We start from the raw sequence: 15,428 nt of genomic DNA on the forward strand, positions 1-15,428 counted from the left end.
GCACCATTGTCAGCAACAGGCTCTCCGGCCTGTTCCACAAAAGATAAATTTTCTTGTGGAACAGGTCGGAGAGCCTGTTCATAAAAGGCTAATTGATTTTGCCGTCACTTCTAACGGTTCAAAATATCAGAACCTTCTTCACCTCAAAAAGCATGAGCGCAACTTAAAACGTAAGCAGCGAAAACTATCCCGTAAAAAGGATAAGACTACAAACAAGCGGCGCAAAGCAAAGCTTGCAGCGGCAAGAGTGTATTCTAAAATTGCTAGAGTGCGCTCTGATTTTCTACACAAGCTGTCCCGTAAGACAGTGAACGAGAACCAAGTGATTGTGGTAGAGAACCTGGCCCTCAAGAATATGGTCAAGAATCACAACCTCGCTCAAGCAATCAGCGATGCAGGTTGGGGGATGTTTTGCACCATGCTTAAATATAAAGCGGAGTTTGACGGGAAAATCTATCTAGAAATAGGTCAATTTTTCCCATCATCGCATCTGTGTAATTTGACTTTGCTGCCAGTGCCGAAGATGGATTTATCTGTGCGGTCTTTTGAATGTCCTCATTGCAACGAGCGACATGACCGTGATGTGAATGCAGCAATCAATATCAGAAATGAAGGCTTACGGATATTGGCGTTGGGAAGCAGCGCTACTGCCCTTGGAGGCAATGTAAGACCGATGAAGTATGGGCGAAAGTCTACTAATTCCAAGGCGGTTGCTAATCAATAGGGAAGCCGGCGCTGTACCTGTACTCAGGTCAGCGTCGGGTACTTCAGAGCGATCGATAAACGCGATAGTTAATCTCAGGGAAGATGTTGTCAATCTCTTCCACCTTCTCCAACCAACCGGCATCGACTTTGCGTTCTTTGACTTCATCGTACAGCTTGTGAAAGCGCATTAAGTGCGATCGAGTCCGCCGCACCGCATAGGGAACCATCGTCCCTGTACGCATGATAAAAGCCCAGTCAGATGATTGAGCTAACAGCACTTCCCGCGCGGCCTGGTTCAAAGCCCGAGACTGCAATTCATCCTCTGGTTCCATGCTTCCCAATTCAATCATCCGTTCCGCAGCTTTGTGCAAGTGCGGGTAAATCCAAGCATTGGTATCGTTTAGCCAATACTCGTGGAAACCCCGGAAACCCCAGCTAGACTGAGACGGGCGGCAAACTTGCTGAGTTCGATTTTCCCGCAAATAATCGGCTAAGTGCGTCATCTCGTAGGTATTTTGGTCGTACCAACTCTTGCGGAACAAGTAATCCAAAAACCAAGGCCCTTCGTACCACCAGTGACCGAAAAGTTCGGCGTCGTAAGGTGAAACGATAATCGGAGGGCGCTGCATGATGCCGTTGAGGTGTTCGACTTGCCGTTCCCGGTTGAAAGCAAAGTTGCTGGCGTGTTCGGCTGCTTTTTCCCGCGCCCAGTAAGGATCGTATAACTGTTTGTCGCCTAAACCCAGTCCGCGACCGGTGATTTTATGATACTTAATCCCGGTATTTTTGCGCTGGCCGTTGGGCATGATGTAGGGTTTGATGTAGTCGTATTCGGCTTCCCAACCCAAATCTTTGTAGAATTCCCGGTATTCGGCCGCACCCGGGTAGCCGACTTCGGAAGACCAAACCTGCTGCGACGATTCGTGATCTCGCCCGAAGGCTGCTACTCCCGATTCAGTGAAAATCGGGGCGTAACTGCCGTAGCGGGGGCGCGGGCGGGCGTAGAGGATGCCGTGACCGTCTGTGAGGAAGTAGCGGAGACCGGCGTCGGCTAACATCCTCTCTAAGCCTTCGTAGTAGGCGCATTCGGGCAGCCAAATGCCTTTTGGTCGGCGACCGAAGTTTTGTTCGTAACTTTCGCAGGCTACTTGTATTTGCGCCCAAACTGCCTCGGGGTACATTTTCATCAGCGGTAAGTAGCCGTGGGTGGCCCCGCAGGTCATGATTTCGAGGTTGTTGCTGTCTTGGAATTGTTTGAAGGCTTTTACTAAGTCTCGATCGTACTTTTCCCAAAAGTTGCGGACTTGAGAGAAGTGCGTGGCATAATGTTGGCCTAAATATCGGAGGTGACCGCTACCGCTGTTGTGTTCGATTTCGAGTTCCGCTAGTTCTTCGAGTTTGGCTAAGTGGTCGTCGAAGCGGTCTTGCAGCAAGGGGTCGCGCAGCATCGCCACCAAGGGCGGTGTCATGCTCATGGTAATTTTAAAGTCGATGCCGTCGCGAAGCAGCCCCTCAAAGACTTGTAGCAGGGGAACGTATGTTTCGGCGATCGCCTCAAACAGCCATTCTTCTTCTAAAACGTAGTCGCTTTCGGGATGGCGGACAAAAGGTAAGTGGGCGTGGAGAACGAGAGCGAGGTAGCCAATAGTCATAACGATTTCGATGCCGTAGTTATTAACTGACGCCAGTAGTTAGGCACAGCTTTAAAATATTTTAAGATTTTATGCTGAAATGGGCTTAAATCCCCGTCTTTCTAGGACTGTTTGATCTTTGGGCCTGCGGTAAAAGCACAGTTATTTGTAAACTTTTGCAACAGAGCAGGCTATATTATTCTACCAGGTTAGAATTAAAAATTGGCGATCGGGTCGAATGTCATGCAGGTTTTTGAATTTAAAGCCGGTGGGAAGTGAGAACAATTTAATGATGTCGATGCAGCAATAAAGACAGCATACTTAATCCCCAACAAAACATTTCGCCTGTGGATGGATAGCGAAAAAGTCAACAAATTTGACTTCTACAAATATAGTGGTGCTATCTTAGCGAAAGAATTCCCGTTTGGCGACGAATTAAACAGTGTCCCCCGACAGTCGGTAATTGCAAGATTCTACGAAAACTGCAAAAATAACCCTACAGTAAGAGACTGATTTAAGCAAATCGATTGGGAGACAAAAGCTCGATCGCCCAATCTTTTTCTCCCCCCGCCCAACTTGCAAATCGCTCAGCTAAAGCGGGTACAACAGCCAAAGGATTGCTCAAACCCGAAAAAACGTGCAATCCAGGTCGAGAGCCAATTTCCCCTACTACAGGCAATTTATCGGCGCTAAATGCTACTATACAATCGTGCCAAGTTGCCGGTAAATTTGCCGCTTCAGGCAAAACCTTGCCGATACCGGCACGAATTGCCTTTTCGCTAGTTTGGCGATCGACTTTAGCATTCAAATCGCTCAAAGTGCGAGACAATTGCCCGATCCGCAAACTGCCATCATTAAACCGAATTGCACCAGCATCGAAAATCGGAGGGTGCAACTCTTGACCCGGTTCATCCCAAAGAAAATCCACCTCAATTTTACTCGATTCAGCTTCCAATTCAAAACGTTTTAAGAGTGCAGGCATCACCAAAGTCCTGAGTTGCAAATCCACAGGTGCAGTCTCCAAAATCTCAGCGCGGGTAAAATAAACTCCTGCAGAAATACCGGCAGCCTTCAGCAAACTTCGACTCCAACCTCCTGCACAAATCACCGCATTTTCGCAAGCATAATTTTCGCCTACTGTTTTGACTCCCGAAATCCGATTTCCTTCTGCAATCAACCCAGTTACTTCAGCAAATTCTACAGTTCCTCCCAACCGCACAAACGCTTGACAATAAGCTTGATTTGTGGCTGTAGGCGAAATGTGACCGTGACGGACAGTCAGAGCTCCGGCGATCGCACTTTTATTCAGTAAAGGTTCCAAATCACCAGCTTCTGCAACGCTCAAAAGCTGCGGAGGAATTGCAAAATGCGCGTAATTAGCTGCCACTTTTTCGGCATCGCTGCCCGCATCAATTGTCAGCAACAAATCCAACTCTCGAAACTCCGTATCAGCATCTAATTGGGCAGATAAATTGCGGTGGCGTTCGATACCTTCCTGACATAATTGGCGAGTTAAATCAGTCGTGCCAGACCAATAAGCCAAGCCGCCGTAACTAAAACGAGTAGCATTTTGCATTGCAGTATCTCGTTCCAAAAGCAGCACCGCAAAACCTTTTTTTCTGAGTTCGTAACTCACTGCTACGCCCGTAATTCCGCCGCCGACAACAATCCAATCGTAACTTTTCATAGGGAATTTCAAGGGAAAGAACAAATAAGATCAAATCCTATCTTCATCGGAATAGTAAATTCACTGTCAACAGTTGACAGTCAACAGTTAACATCATGAGGAGTGCAACCGGAATTGATATAATACTTTGATTTTAGCTTAGGTAGTTTCGGAAATAACTCAAAAGTCTCTACCTAGAGGAAGATACTCCAGGCGCTCGGCATAACAGAAAGTTCCACCCCTCGGAAGATGTTTGCGGAGGCATATTTTACGTTCAATAGTAAGAATTACAGCCAACAAAAACTTAGAAACATCACAGAGGTTTTATGAGTATCGACAAACCGGGCAAAGATATGGAGCGCACTGCCAATCCGGGCGATCGTATTTCCGACGCACCGCAAACCATCGAAGAAAAAGCCCAGCAACTGGCGGTAGATCACGTGCCTGACATCACGGGAGACACAGTTACAGTTCCAACTTATGTAATTGTAGAAGAACCAGACGGGGAAAAGAAAGCCCTGCACCACGTCAAAGATGCCGAGGAAATTTCTGACGTAGTTAGGCAGATCCGCGTTGACGAAAATGGCGATCGGATTATGGATTAACTTCAATCCTATAAAAACCGGTTTTTTGTACAAAACTTATTGGTAGAAATGATGGAAACAAATCAAACAAATAGTACACCTTTTCCCAATATTCCGCCCATTCTCGAAAGTAACGAAACAGAGTATCGCGATGCCGGGATTACCAGTACAGTTTCAGTTGCTGGTCATCCCCTCCACCCAGTGCTGATCGTGTTTCCGGTAGCCTTTTTAGTCGGAGCTGCCGGCACGGATATCGGTTATTGGCTCACAAGCGATCCGTTTTGGGCGAGAGCTTCGGTTTGGCTGATCGGTGTCGGTTTTGGTGGGGGGATTTTGGCGGGTATTACGGGCTTTTTAGATTTTTTCCGAATAAAAAGAGTGCGCGATCGCAGTGCCGGTTGGTTGCACATGGGCGGCAATGTGGCGGCTCTGGTACTTTCGCTGATTAACTTGCTGTTGCGACAAGGAAATCCGGCTGAGCCGATCGTCTTTACAGGTTTAGCATTGTCGATCGTCGTTGCCACCTTGCTAGGCGTTACAGGCTGGTTCGGCGGCGAACTAAGTTTTCGCCACAAAGTCGGCGTCATCGGCCCTAGCAGTCAAAATCTGTAGGTTTCCAACCGTTTGTAGTAAGGACTTCAGTCCTTCTTGATGAGTGGATAATCAAGGACTGAAGTCCTGACTACGAACCTTGATTTTTTGGTTTGTAGTCAGGACTTCAGTCCTTCTTGATGGGTAGATAATCAAGGACTAAAGTCCTGACTACGAACTTAAAGATTGTCTCAGCCAATCGAGATAAGCCTCACTACCAGCGACAATAGGAATAGCAATAATTTCGGGAACTTCATAGGAATGAAGTTGCTGTATTTTTGTTTTTAAAGCCTCAAATTTAGCCAAATCAGTTTTAATCACCAACTGCCACTCCGACTCGGAATGAATCTCGCCTTGCCAAGTATAAATCGAGCGAATCGGCGACAAACTAACACAAGCAGCCAGCTTGTCTTCGACGATAGATTTAGCGATATTCTCGGCCTCGGCCTCCGAGACTGCAGTTACCAGCACCACCCCGAAATTAACTGTCATAACGATTTGAGTTTTGAGATTAAAGAATAGATTTTAATAGAAAAGCTCCATCGCATTTCCTAGCAGGAAAACGGTAAGCTGTCGCGCAAATAAACATTGTATATTCAGGGCCCGCTAGCGGGACACCAGACCCATTGTTCGATCTTTTTTACAGATAATTTAAATGCCACAATAGCTTAGACATTCCCAATTCCCAATTCCCAATTCCCAATTCCCAATTACGCATTTTAAATTTCCGCAACTTCCCAAGAATTGATTCTGCACGCCCCAGCTAAGGAAAAGTAGCGCCTAGTATATTCCGGCAAAATAGCTCCCGCCAACAAAGCACTGTCTAAATTAACTCCGATTAAAGTCGCCTCGCTCAAATCTGCTGCCATCAAATCAGTTTGACACAGCTTTGTCCAATTCAGATTTGCCCCGATCAAACAACTTCCCCTAAACTTAGCCCCAGTTAAGTTTGCACCCGCCAATTTAACGCCCCGCAATTGAGCCGCGCAGAAATTGGCCCCCGCCAAATTCGAGCCTTCTAAATTAGCTCCCATCAGTTTAGCTTCGCTGACGTTAACGCCGCTCAAATCTGCACCGCAAAGATTCACCCCCGTCAACTGCGCTCGCCGCAGACTGACTCCGGTTAATTGAGCTCCAAAAAGTTTTGCACTGTTGAGCTTTGCACCGTAAAGGTTTGCCCATTTAAAATTAGCTCCAGTCAGATTCGCGCCCAGCAAGTTAACTAATTGCAAGTCAGCGCTGCATAAATTGGCATTCCACAATACAGCACTCCGCAGGTTTGCGCCGCTTAAATTTGCGCCGCTTAATTTTGCTCTCGGCAATTTTGCTTTTACCAAAAAAGCTCCGCTCAAATTAGCTTTTGTCAAATCTGCGCCTGAGAGTTTGGCTTCGCCCATTTTGGCAAAACTGAGATTTGTTCTGTGCATTTGTGCGCCTTTGAGCGTTGCTTTGGTGAGAAACGCTCTGCTGAGGTTCGCCCCAGAAAGATTAGCTCGCGAAAGGTTGACTCCGATTAAGATGGCTCCGCTGAGGTTTGCACCGCCCAGGTCGGCTCCAGCAAAGTCTCTTTGTCCTTTTTCGTAATTGTTGAGCAGCTCGCTAACTTCCATAGGGGGTAATACCTTCTCTGATTTGGGGGGGCGATCGAGAAATCTTAACTAGGAGGTTGTTTCAGAAATGGAACTGTGTCAGAAATTAGACTGTTTCAGCATTTGCATCAAACTTTATAACTTCTGTTAACATCTCTTTCTGTTTAAACAGGATCTCTTAATAAATATTTTATATTGTTCTCGCTGTGCCGATCGCCCTTTCCGTACTTTTGACTTAAAAGTTAATGTTTCTTGACAAAAACAGTCATTCCTTAACGATCGGCATTAATCCGCAAAATCAGGCGCACCCTACCCTGGAATCCGGCCGGCGGTTGCCAGGAAATCAAGGCTTTCTTGAGAGTTTCTAGAGCTTCTGTTGCTTGCAGCGTCGAGCTTCCAGAGTCGTTGGCGAAGCCATCGAAGACGATCGCCACTTTCTGTACGTGGCCGTTTTGTACCGACAGCTCCCACACCGTCTCGCCGCTAACTCCCGCCGGGAGATTAACAGATTGCAAGTATTGAGTCAGAGCAGCGCGACTCCCGGCATCCAACCCTTGGGCACTGACTACTTGCAAGCGAGAAGCCAAAGGCTTCGGCGGTGGCGGTGGCGGTGCTGGTTCGCTGTAACGGGCTCGCTGCGCGACACCAGGAGCTGGAGCAATCGGTGAAAAAGCGCGAGTCGGGGTAATACTGCGAACCCCGCCCCTAGTTTGCTCGTCTTTCTCAGAATCAAAAATACCTTCGTAGTTTACACCCTGCGGCAATTCTACAGGCACTTGCACGCGACGGCGAGATCCATCTGGTTCGACGCGCACTTCTTCGCTCACAGCTACAAAAGCCGTGTATTCCGACAGCAAGCGATAAGTCAGAGCAGTATTAGTAACGGCTTCCACCAGAGATTCAGTCTCGCCGCCAAACATTTGATTCATTAAATTTTTAATGCGCGATCGCCCCCAAAGTTGAGCTACCGCCGGATTGCCAAAATCCGTAACGCTTGCTGCGACTGAAGTTGACTCCCGCTGCCGCCCCGATTGAGTAAAGTTCACAGGTAAAATCTGCTCGTAAACTTTGCCGCCGGCTTGAGTGCCGCGGATGCGGAGTTGGCCGTTAGTTCGATCGGTCTTTTTGCCAAACAAAACCAGCGGTTGACTGGTAAATAAGTCTGGCGGGGCGATCGGATAAATCTCCGGTTTTTCCCCCATTCCTGCCCAACTAATTTGAATATTAGTTAGTACCGGATTGTTAATTTGGCGAAAAAACTTTTCTGCCGCTTCTGCTGATGGTTCATCTTGACGAATTACTTGAGACGTGCCTCTTCCCACTTCTGCCAAACGAGCAATCAAAAACCGATTCACGGAACTGCCCACACCAAAACTATAAAGTCGATTTCCCGGTTTCAGACTTTCCTGAACCCCGGCAAGCACTTCTTTTTCATTACCAATATAACCGTCAGTAATCAGTACAATACTCCGCAGCCTTCCTGTTTCTGTCGCCGGAAAATTCATCACTGTTTGAATGCCGTTGAGCAGTTCAGTTCCCCCGTTAGCCTGTAACTTGTCAATATAATCAATCGCGCTTTGTCGATTGGCAGCCGTATTTGCTAAAGGAGTTGTTGAAAGTGCTTTCGCAGTGTTGGCAAAATCAATAATACTAAAACTATCCTTGGGATTGAGTCCTTGAATGAACCGACGCATTAACTCCTTGGATTTTGCCAGCGGTTCGCCCTGTTGAGAACCGGAAGTATCCATCAAAAATACGACATCTTTCGGTACAATTTCATTAGCTTTATACTTTAATGCCGGAATCAAATAAGTAGCAAAATGACCGCCACGCTGGTCGGATTGAGTCAGGACTGTTGCTTGAGTATTTTCGCCGGCTACTCGATAGCGCAGAATTAAATCTTTATTGGGAATTGTGTCAGAGTCAGCTAATTGGACGCGAACAATATTGCCACTGCGCTGAGTGGTAATTTGATGGGAAGTAGAGCGAACAATATTGCCGATCGCAACTCCAGCGTCTATTTCTACCTCCACAGCGATATCGTGACCCGATCGCGTCCCCGGAGGCAAAACAGGCGGGTTAATGCGATCGGCATCAGTCGTATTTCGCGAAATATAGCGAGGCCCAACCACTGTGGGAAACACAAATTCGTAATCGCCGCCGACAAACTTGAGACTTTCGGTATAGCGAATCGTAACTTCAATTTTTTCTCCCGGTTTGATATTAACCAGAGACTGAGTAAAAATATTAGATCGTTCTTGTTCCAACAAACCCGCAGTCCGGCCTTGTTCGCGAGCTTTTTGGTAAATTTCCAAAGCTTCATCGCGCCGTTTGATATCACCTTTAATAGTGCGATTGCCGATTTTAATTTCCATGTCGTCCACCGCCGCTTCGTCGGGTAAAGGAAAAACATAAACAGCTTCTAAAGATTCGGGAAAAGGATTTTCAAACTTCTGAACAACTTCGACGCGGGATATATTGCCGGCAATTTTGGCTTTAACTTCAGTTTTTTTGAGAGGAAATACTTGTTCTCGGGCAGTATTTTGGGTTTTGACGAACAAACCGCCGACTTGACAGCGAGTTTCGGGCGATCGGGCGCCGTTGCAGCTAACATCGTTACTAGCAAGGATTTTCGGCGGCACAGACGAGTAATTTGGCCCCAAGGCGTTGGCTTGCGCCCCGTTTGGAGCGAGCCACACGCCGCACTCGTTAGCGAAGCCCTCGAAGAGGATCGCAGCGAGTAATGCGATACCAGCAGAAAACAACCGTTGAGGGGATAGAACGCAGACAAACTTCATAGCTGTTTTTTTAGCAGATTTCAGATGCTTTTTATACCATGACCTTAACCTTCGCAAAACGTTCCTCAGTTAGCTGTTTGGGAAAAATTACTGACAAGGGCTTCGCCAACAGGACGATCTACCCCAACCTATAAGATTGTATAATTAAGTTAGACGACAATTAAATAGCTCTAACCAAAACCCCTGATACCAATTTAATGTGAAGTTGCACATATCTCGATCCCCCTCGCATCCCCCGAAAGCAAGGGGGACTTTGAGAAGAATCTTGTCCCCCCCCTTATTAAGGGGTGTGCCAGGGAGATCGCATTCTACGGGGCCTCATAAAAAATTGGTATGAAACCCTAATAAATTGTAATTACCATGAATTTTATCAACCCCAAGACCGACTTTGCCTTCAAAAAAATCTTCGGCTCGGATGACAGTAAAGACATTTTAATTAGTTTCTTAAATGCTCTCCTCTACGAAGCGCGACCAGTTATCGAAGATTTAGAAATTATCGACCCCTATTTAGCTCCAAACATTAAAGGTCTCAAAGATACTTACTTGGATGTCAAAGCCAAGATTAATGGTGACAAAACTGTAATTATTGAAATGCAGGTTTTGAATGTAGAATACTTTCAGCAGCGGGTTTTGTATAATGCAACTAAAACTTATTCAATGCAGCTCAGCAAAGGAAGTGGCTACAGCAACTTAAACCCTGTGATTGCTCTGACAATTACCGATTTTAAAATGTTTGAGAACATGGACACAGTGATTTCGCACTTCATTTTCAAAGAAAAGACATTTTTAGTAGATTATCTAGCGGATCAGTTTGAGCTGGTGTTTGTGGAGTTACCAAAATTCAACAAGGGGCTAGATGAACTAGAAACCTTGACAGATAAGTGGATATACTTCATGAAAACAGCTCAGTCTCTACAGTCGGTTCCAGAAGAATTGGGAAATGTACAGGAACTGAAAGAGGCTTTTAACATGGCCAGTACAGCGAATCTAAATGCTAAGGAACTAGATGATTTAGATAAGCGAGAAATCTGGATTCAAGACCAGCGTGGTTCCATTAGTCTAGCCACCAAAATAGCTCTGGCAGAAGGTATCGAACAAGGAATCGAACAAGGTATCGAACAAGGAATCGAACAAGGCATCGAACAAGGAATCGAACAAGGAAAATTGCGATTAATTGTTCGTCTGTTAGAGCGCAGTCTCGGCGCGCTGCCGGAGGATACCCAAAGCCGGATCAGTCAGTTATCTGCTGAGCAATTAGAGAGTTTAGGAGAAGCACTATTAGACTTTACCACTTTGTCAGATTTGACAGCTTGGTTGCAAGCCCATAACGATCGTTAATAATTAGTCAAAGAGCCGTAAGGGCAATCTCCGTGGTTGCCCTTATGGATCACCTATGTCACATTTGAGTCTGACCTGACATTGAAATATCTAAAGTCGAAAATTCTATGAGCAAATTTGTGTTTGTGACTGGTGGCGTGGTTTCCAGTATCGGCAAGGGAATTGTCGCTGCTTCCCTCGGCCGCTTATTGAAGTCCCGAGACTACTCTGTCTCGATTTTGAAGCTAGACCCCTATATTAACGTTGACCCCGGCACTCTCAGCCCGTTTCAGCACGGAGAAGTCTTTGTCACCGAAGACGGTGCGGAAACAGACCTGGATTTGGGGCATTACGAGCGTTTTACCGATACCTCCATGTCTCGCCTCAACAGCGTCACCACGGGTTCGATTTATCAAGCTGTGATTAATAAGGAACGCCGCGGCGAGTATCAGGGGAGCACGGTACAGGTGATTCCCCATATCACTAACGAGATTAAAGAGCGCATTCACCGAGTCGCAAAAAATACTAATCCCGATGTGGTGATTACGGAAATCGGCGGCACGGTGGGAGATATTGAGTCTTTGCCGTTTTTGGAGGCCATTCGCCAGTTTCGCAAGGATGTCGGGCGGCAAAATGTGTTGTATATGCACGTGACGCTGATACCTTGGATTCCTTCGGCTGGGGAGATGAAAACTAAACCGACTCAGCACTCGGTTAAGGAGTTGCGGTCGATCGGCATTCAACCAGATATTTTAGTCTGTCGGTGCGATCGGCCTTTACCTTTGGGCCTCAAACAAAAATTGTCGGAATTCTGCAACGTACCCGAAGAATGCGTCATCACGGCTCAAGATGCCAAAAGTATCTACGAAGTGCCTCTAATGATGGAAGAAGAAGGTTTAGCAGAACAAACCATCAATTTGCTGCAACTCGAACAGCGGCCACCCGATTTGATGCAGTGGCAAACCTTAGTCAAGCGGCTTTACAGTCCCAGCCACAAGATTGATATTGCTTTGGTGGGCAAATACGTGCGCTTGAACGATGCTTATCTTTCCGTGGTAGAAGCTTTGCGGCACGCGGCAATTGCGATCGGCTGCGATCTAAATTTGCACTGGATTAACTCAGAAGATTTAGAATCGGGAAGCCTCGAAAACTATCTCAAAGATATCAACGGCATGGTTGTGCCCGGAGGTTTTGGGATTCGGGGAGTAGATGGCAAAATAGCGGCGATCGAATATGCTAAACACCACAAAATACCTTTTTTGGGATTGTGTTTGGGAATGCAGTGTGCTGTAATTGAATGGGCGCGCAACACGGCTCAACTGAAGGATGCCAACAGCGCTGAATTTGACCCAAATACAGCAAATCCGGTAATTAATTTATTGCCAGAACAGCAAGATGTAATCGATTTGGGCGGTACAATGCGACTGGGTTTGTATCCGTGTCGCGTCAACCCAGACACCCTCGCTTTCAAACTTTATCAAAAAGAAGTGATTTACGAGCGGCACCGCCACAGATACGAATTCAATAACGCCTACCGGAATCTTTTATTAGAATCAGGTTATGCAGTCTCCGGGACATCTCCCGACGGCCGATTGGTAGAAATAATCGAATTGCCCAACCATCCTTTTTTCATCGCCAGTCAATTTCACCCCGAATTCCAATCTCGACCTAGCGCCCCCCACCCCTTATTTCAGGGGTTGATCCGGGCGGCGAACATCCAGGGAAAGCAGGATGTTTTAGAAGCTGAGGCTCGCGACTTGGTGGCCGGGAAAGTTGCCGGAAGTTAGTCTCCTATCACGTGCGATCGAGTAGTTTTGATATATTGAATGTCTGTAGGGCGGGCGAGTGCAGATTATATTGAAATAGGGCAGATAGTCGATCGTACTCTCACCCGCCCCACCCAGCAATCGGATTCGATCGGGGTCTCACCTACCGGACATGATATCGAGCAGCATTCTCAAGGAGTCAAAAACCTTACCCCGACTTTAGCATAGGGGTAAAGGGGGCTATACCAATCATCTAACTTTATACCTGAGATTTCAAGGGTGATACCAGTTTCAAAACAGAATCTCACTGATCAAGCCCGCAGTGCTAACCCCAACAGTCATCATTCATGCCAAATCTAAAATTATTCAATGTAAAATCTAAAATCTCAAAGGTTAAGCTTTCGCGCAAATAAACATTGCATATTCAGGGCGGGCGGTAGAGCCCATCCCACAATAGTTTTCTTGTTTTTTGACAGACAATTTAAATACAGAACAGCTTATGAGTTGTCAAACTATCCTAAAATACCAGGAAACGCAGGTTTGAGGAGGGGTTTTGTGGCTTACTGGAGCAAATTTACTTATGAGAAAAATACATACATAATTGACCTTGACACTATTAGTGCTTTTTCTAGCGAACTGGATAACAAGCGTATCACATTTTGGCTGCCTAACAGCAGTCAGCCGATTATCCTAAATCCCCAAGGCAATCAGGAGGCTTACAAACAAGTTTTAGATTACCTAAAAAAAACGGTCGATCGCAATTCTAAAGGTTCGTGGATTAAAATTAATTACGACCGCAAGGAATTTGCGATCGATCTAAGTAGAATTAGCTCTTTTACTTGCGAACAGAACGGTCGGCTAATTAGCTTTTTCCTGCCTGACAGCGCAACTAATATTATTCTGATGCGCGAAGGCAACTCGGACGATTATCAAAAAATTCAACAATACATCAAAAATACGACGGGGCAGTCTTTGCCATGAAGAAGTCATTAGTCATTAGTCATTAGTTGTTGGTTATTGGTTATTGGTTATTGGTTATTGGTTATTGGTTATTGGTTATTGGTTATTGGTTATTGGTTATTGGTTATTGGTTATTGGTTATTGGTTATTGGTTATTGGTTATTGGTTATTGGTTATTGGTTATTGGTTATTGGTTATTGGTTATTGGTTACTTGCTACGAATTCCCAATTTCCAATTCTCAATTCCCAACAACTAACAACTAACAACCAACAACTAACAACTAACAGCTAACAGTCATTCGTCATCAGTAATTAGTCATTAAAGCCACCTGCCAAGCTAATTTTGCTGCGCCAACCATACCTGCTTGATTGCCCAATTGAGCCACCAATAGCTGCAAATCTTCGCGAGAACTCGGCAGCACCCGCCGCTCAATTTCAGTTCGCACCGCAGGCAAGAAAAATTCTGCACCTGCACTAATTCCACCGCCGATAATAATAGCTTCCGGTGTTAAAACATAAATGAGAGTTGCTAAACCGATACCGAGATAGCGCCCATAATTTTGCCAGTATTCTAAAGCTTTGGCATCTCCAGACCGAGCCAAATTTGCTAATTCTAGGGGTTCTAAACCCGTTTCGCGACGAATTGCTTGCACGGAAACGTATTGTTCTAAAGAACCGCGATTGCCGCTGTTGCACTCCGGGCCGTCGGGATCGATCGCAATTAATCCTAATTCTCCCGCCGCGCCTAGATGACCTGAAAATAGTTTGCCGTCTAGGATAACTGCACCGCCGACTCCTGTACCCAACGTTAGCAAAATGAGGTTTTTAAAATGCTTTCCCGCACCCAACCAAGCTTCTCCCAATCCGGCACAGTTGGCATCATTTGCTAATATTGTCGGCAGTCCGGTTTTGGCTTCCAACCAGTCAGCTAGGGGGACGTTATGCCAGTTTGTGAGGTTAATTGCTACTCTGGCCGTGCGGCCTGCTGCGTCTGCCGGGCCTGGTGTGCCAATGCCGATCGCACGTATTATATCTTCCCCCAGCCCCCCTTCAACACTGGGGCGAGTTTGAAGTTGAAAAATAGCATCGGCGATGGTGACCAAGACGGCTTCAGGCGTTGCGGGTTGAGGAGTTGGGACTGTTAAGGATTGGTGACAAATGCCGTCTTCGCTAAATCTGCCGAGTTTAATAGCGGTGCCCCCTAAGTCGATGCCGATTACTTGTGCCATGACGATTTAAGTTTGTAGTGACGAGTTGGGTATTCAAAGTCCTGTGTTAGCGCGTGAAAATTACCGACGGAAGCGGTGCTTAACCGCTAAGAGTATCATGGCGATCGCCCCACTCGACCAAAATGCTGGATACAACCGAGATGTTGCACCATTCTCAATAAGCTGTTTATAAACAAGCTTTCGGGCCCCTTCCACAATAAAATTCACTCGGATTGCTATACCAGGCTTCGCGATAATTTAGTTTCAATTCTCAAGCTTTGTCGCAGGAGGCGAGCGCACCTAAAAAATCTCCTCCCATCAACCTATCGCGCCCTCAATTATACCAAACTTTCCCATCTCCACCTGATTCCGACTAACCCTCAGCGCCGCTGCGACTCTCATCCCCAGAAAAACCCAAACCATCCCCAACAAACACCGCCTCAATCACATTCCCACACCCACCATCATCCTCAACCACCGGCAGCGGAAATCGCCTCAATATTTCCCGTCCAATCTCCCCCGCCACCTGCGACAATTCCCCGCTACCAATTCTACCCAACAATCCCAGCCTGCGCGCCAATTCCTGAAGCGAAGCCACCGCATCCGCAGCAGC

The 15,428-nt window shown here is 46.4% G+C and carries 13 protein-coding genes and 1 pseudogene; 7 read left to right on the top strand and 7 right to left on the bottom strand.

Translation table 11 applies throughout. The annotated features are described in order from the left end of the window. Positions 1–724: transposase (locus tag IQ270_RS21075; protein WP_228056561.1), on the top strand; the 724-nt coding region annotated here is incomplete at its 5' end. 43 nt (positions 725–767) lie between these two features. On the opposite strand, the gene IQ270_RS21080 is transcribed toward IQ270_RS21075, so the two are convergent. Both IQ270_RS21080 and IQ270_RS21085 read right to left on the bottom strand, forming a co-directional pair. Then, on the bottom strand, positions 768–2,357 hold the full coding sequence (locus IQ270_RS21080) for a glycoside hydrolase family 57 protein (RefSeq protein ID WP_193975169.1): 1,590 nt from the start codon (positions 2,355–2,357) through the stop codon (positions 768–770). A 493-nt stretch (positions 2,358–2,850) separates the two neighbouring features. Continuing rightward, the gene (locus IQ270_RS21085; RefSeq protein WP_193975170.1) at positions 2,851–4,023 is read right to left on the bottom strand and encodes an FAD-binding oxidoreductase; all 1,173 of its coding nucleotides are present in this window, start codon (positions 4,021–4,023) and stop codon (positions 2,851–2,853) included. Positions 4,024–4,328: 305 nt separating this feature from the next. Between IQ270_RS21085 and IQ270_RS21090 the strand changes: the two genes are divergently transcribed. Both IQ270_RS21090 and IQ270_RS21095 read left to right on the top strand, forming a co-directional pair. Then, on the top strand, positions 4,329–4,607 hold the full coding sequence (locus tag IQ270_RS21090) for a hypothetical protein (protein ID WP_193975171.1): 279 nt from the start codon (positions 4,329–4,331) through the stop codon (positions 4,605–4,607). Positions 4,608–4,655: 48 nt separating this feature from the next. Beyond that, positions 4,656–5,198, top strand: coding sequence for a DUF2231 domain-containing protein (locus IQ270_RS21095; RefSeq protein ID WP_339384255.1), 543 nt, complete (start codon positions 4,656–4,658; stop codon positions 5,196–5,198). Between the two features lie 150 nt (positions 5,199–5,348). Here IQ270_RS21095 and cutA read toward each other — a convergent pair whose 3' ends face one another. From cutA to IQ270_RS21110, 3 genes are all read right to left on the bottom strand, one after another. After that, a complete protein-coding gene (gene cutA, locus IQ270_RS21100) occupies positions 5,349–5,669 on the bottom strand; it encodes a divalent-cation tolerance protein CutA (RefSeq protein ID WP_193975172.1) in 321 nt (106 codons plus the stop codon). A gap of 227 nt (positions 5,670–5,896) precedes the next feature. Next, positions 5,897–6,787, bottom strand: coding sequence for a pentapeptide repeat-containing protein (locus tag IQ270_RS21105; RefSeq protein ID WP_193975173.1), 891 nt, complete (start codon positions 6,785–6,787; stop codon positions 5,897–5,899). 251 nt (positions 6,788–7,038) lie between these two features. Continuing rightward, entirely contained in the window at positions 7,039–9,564 is a 2,526-nt protein-coding gene (locus IQ270_RS21110; protein ID WP_193975174.1) for a VIT domain-containing protein, read from the bottom strand. Between the two features lie 360 nt (positions 9,565–9,924). On the opposite strand from IQ270_RS21110, the gene IQ270_RS21115 reads away from it, so the two are divergent. The 4 genes from IQ270_RS21115 to IQ270_RS21130 all read left to right on the top strand — a co-directional run bounded on the left by IQ270_RS21115 (position 9,925) and on the right by IQ270_RS21130 (position 13,628). Next, positions 9,925–10,902, top strand: coding sequence for an Rpn family recombination-promoting nuclease/putative transposase (locus IQ270_RS21115; protein ID WP_193975175.1), 978 nt, complete (start codon positions 9,925–9,927; stop codon positions 10,900–10,902). Positions 10,903–11,009: 107 nt separating this feature from the next. Next, on the top strand, positions 11,010–12,668 hold the full coding sequence (locus IQ270_RS21120; protein ID WP_193975176.1) for a CTP synthase: 1,659 nt from the start codon (positions 11,010–11,012) through the stop codon (positions 12,666–12,668). 39 nt (positions 12,669–12,707) lie between these two features. Then, entirely contained in the window at positions 12,708–12,875 is a 168-nt protein-coding gene (locus IQ270_RS21125; protein ID WP_193975177.1) for a hypothetical protein, read from the top strand. A 327-nt stretch (positions 12,876–13,202) separates the two neighbouring features. Further along, positions 13,203–13,628 (top strand): hypothetical protein, encoded by a 426-nt coding sequence (locus tag IQ270_RS21130; RefSeq protein ID WP_193975178.1) that lies wholly within the window; start codon positions 13,203–13,205, stop codon positions 13,626–13,628. A gap of 284 nt (positions 13,629–13,912) precedes the next feature. On the opposite strand, the gene IQ270_RS21135 is transcribed toward IQ270_RS21130, so the two are convergent. Together IQ270_RS21135 and IQ270_RS21140 are read right to left on the bottom strand one after the other, a co-directional pair. Continuing rightward, positions 13,913–14,836, bottom strand: a complete 924-nt coding sequence (locus IQ270_RS21135; protein ID WP_193975179.1) for an ROK family protein — start codon at positions 14,834–14,836, stop codon at positions 13,913–13,915. A gap of 352 nt (positions 14,837–15,188) precedes the next feature. After that, positions 15,189–15,428 (bottom strand): annotated as a pseudogene (locus tag IQ270_RS21140) (hypothetical protein); the annotation flags it as partial.

It is taken from the genome of Microcoleus sp. LEGE 07076, assembly GCF_015207455.1.
In the GTDB taxonomy this organism is placed as follows: Bacteria; Cyanobacteriota; Cyanobacteriia; order Cyanobacteriales; family Microcoleaceae; genus Microcoleus.

Coding starts and splice junctions, on each gene's coding strand:
- IQ270_RS21080 (WP_193975169.1), bottom strand. CDS start 2,357: ATGACTATTGGCTACCTCGCTCTCGTTCTCCACGCCCACTTACCTTTT.
- IQ270_RS21085 (WP_193975170.1), bottom strand. CDS start 4,023: ATGAAAAGTTACGATTGGATTGTTGTCGGCGGCGGAATTACGGGCGTA.
- IQ270_RS21090 (WP_193975171.1), top strand. CDS start 4,329: ATGAGTATCGACAAACCGGGCAAAGATATGGAGCGCACTGCCAATCCG.
- IQ270_RS21095 (WP_339384255.1), top strand. CDS start 4,656: ATGATGGAAACAAATCAAACAAATAGTACACCTTTTCCCAATATTCCG.
- cutA (WP_193975172.1), bottom strand. CDS start 5,669: ATGACAGTTAATTTCGGGGTGGTGCTGGTAACTGCAGTCTCGGAGGCC.
- IQ270_RS21105 (WP_193975173.1), bottom strand. CDS start 6,787: ATGGAAGTTAGCGAGCTGCTCAACAATTACGAAAAAGGACAAAGAGAC.
- IQ270_RS21110 (WP_193975174.1), bottom strand. CDS start 9,564: ATGAAGTTTGTCTGCGTTCTATCCCCTCAACGGTTGTTTTCTGCTGGT.
- IQ270_RS21115 (WP_193975175.1), top strand. CDS start 9,925: ATGAATTTTATCAACCCCAAGACCGACTTTGCCTTCAAAAAAATCTTC.
- IQ270_RS21120 (WP_193975176.1), top strand. CDS start 11,010: ATGAGCAAATTTGTGTTTGTGACTGGTGGCGTGGTTTCCAGTATCGGC.
- IQ270_RS21125 (WP_193975177.1), top strand. CDS start 12,708: ATGTCTGTAGGGCGGGCGAGTGCAGATTATATTGAAATAGGGCAGATA.
- IQ270_RS21135 (WP_193975179.1), bottom strand. CDS start 14,836: ATGGCACAAGTAATCGGCATCGACTTAGGGGGCACCGCTATTAAACTC.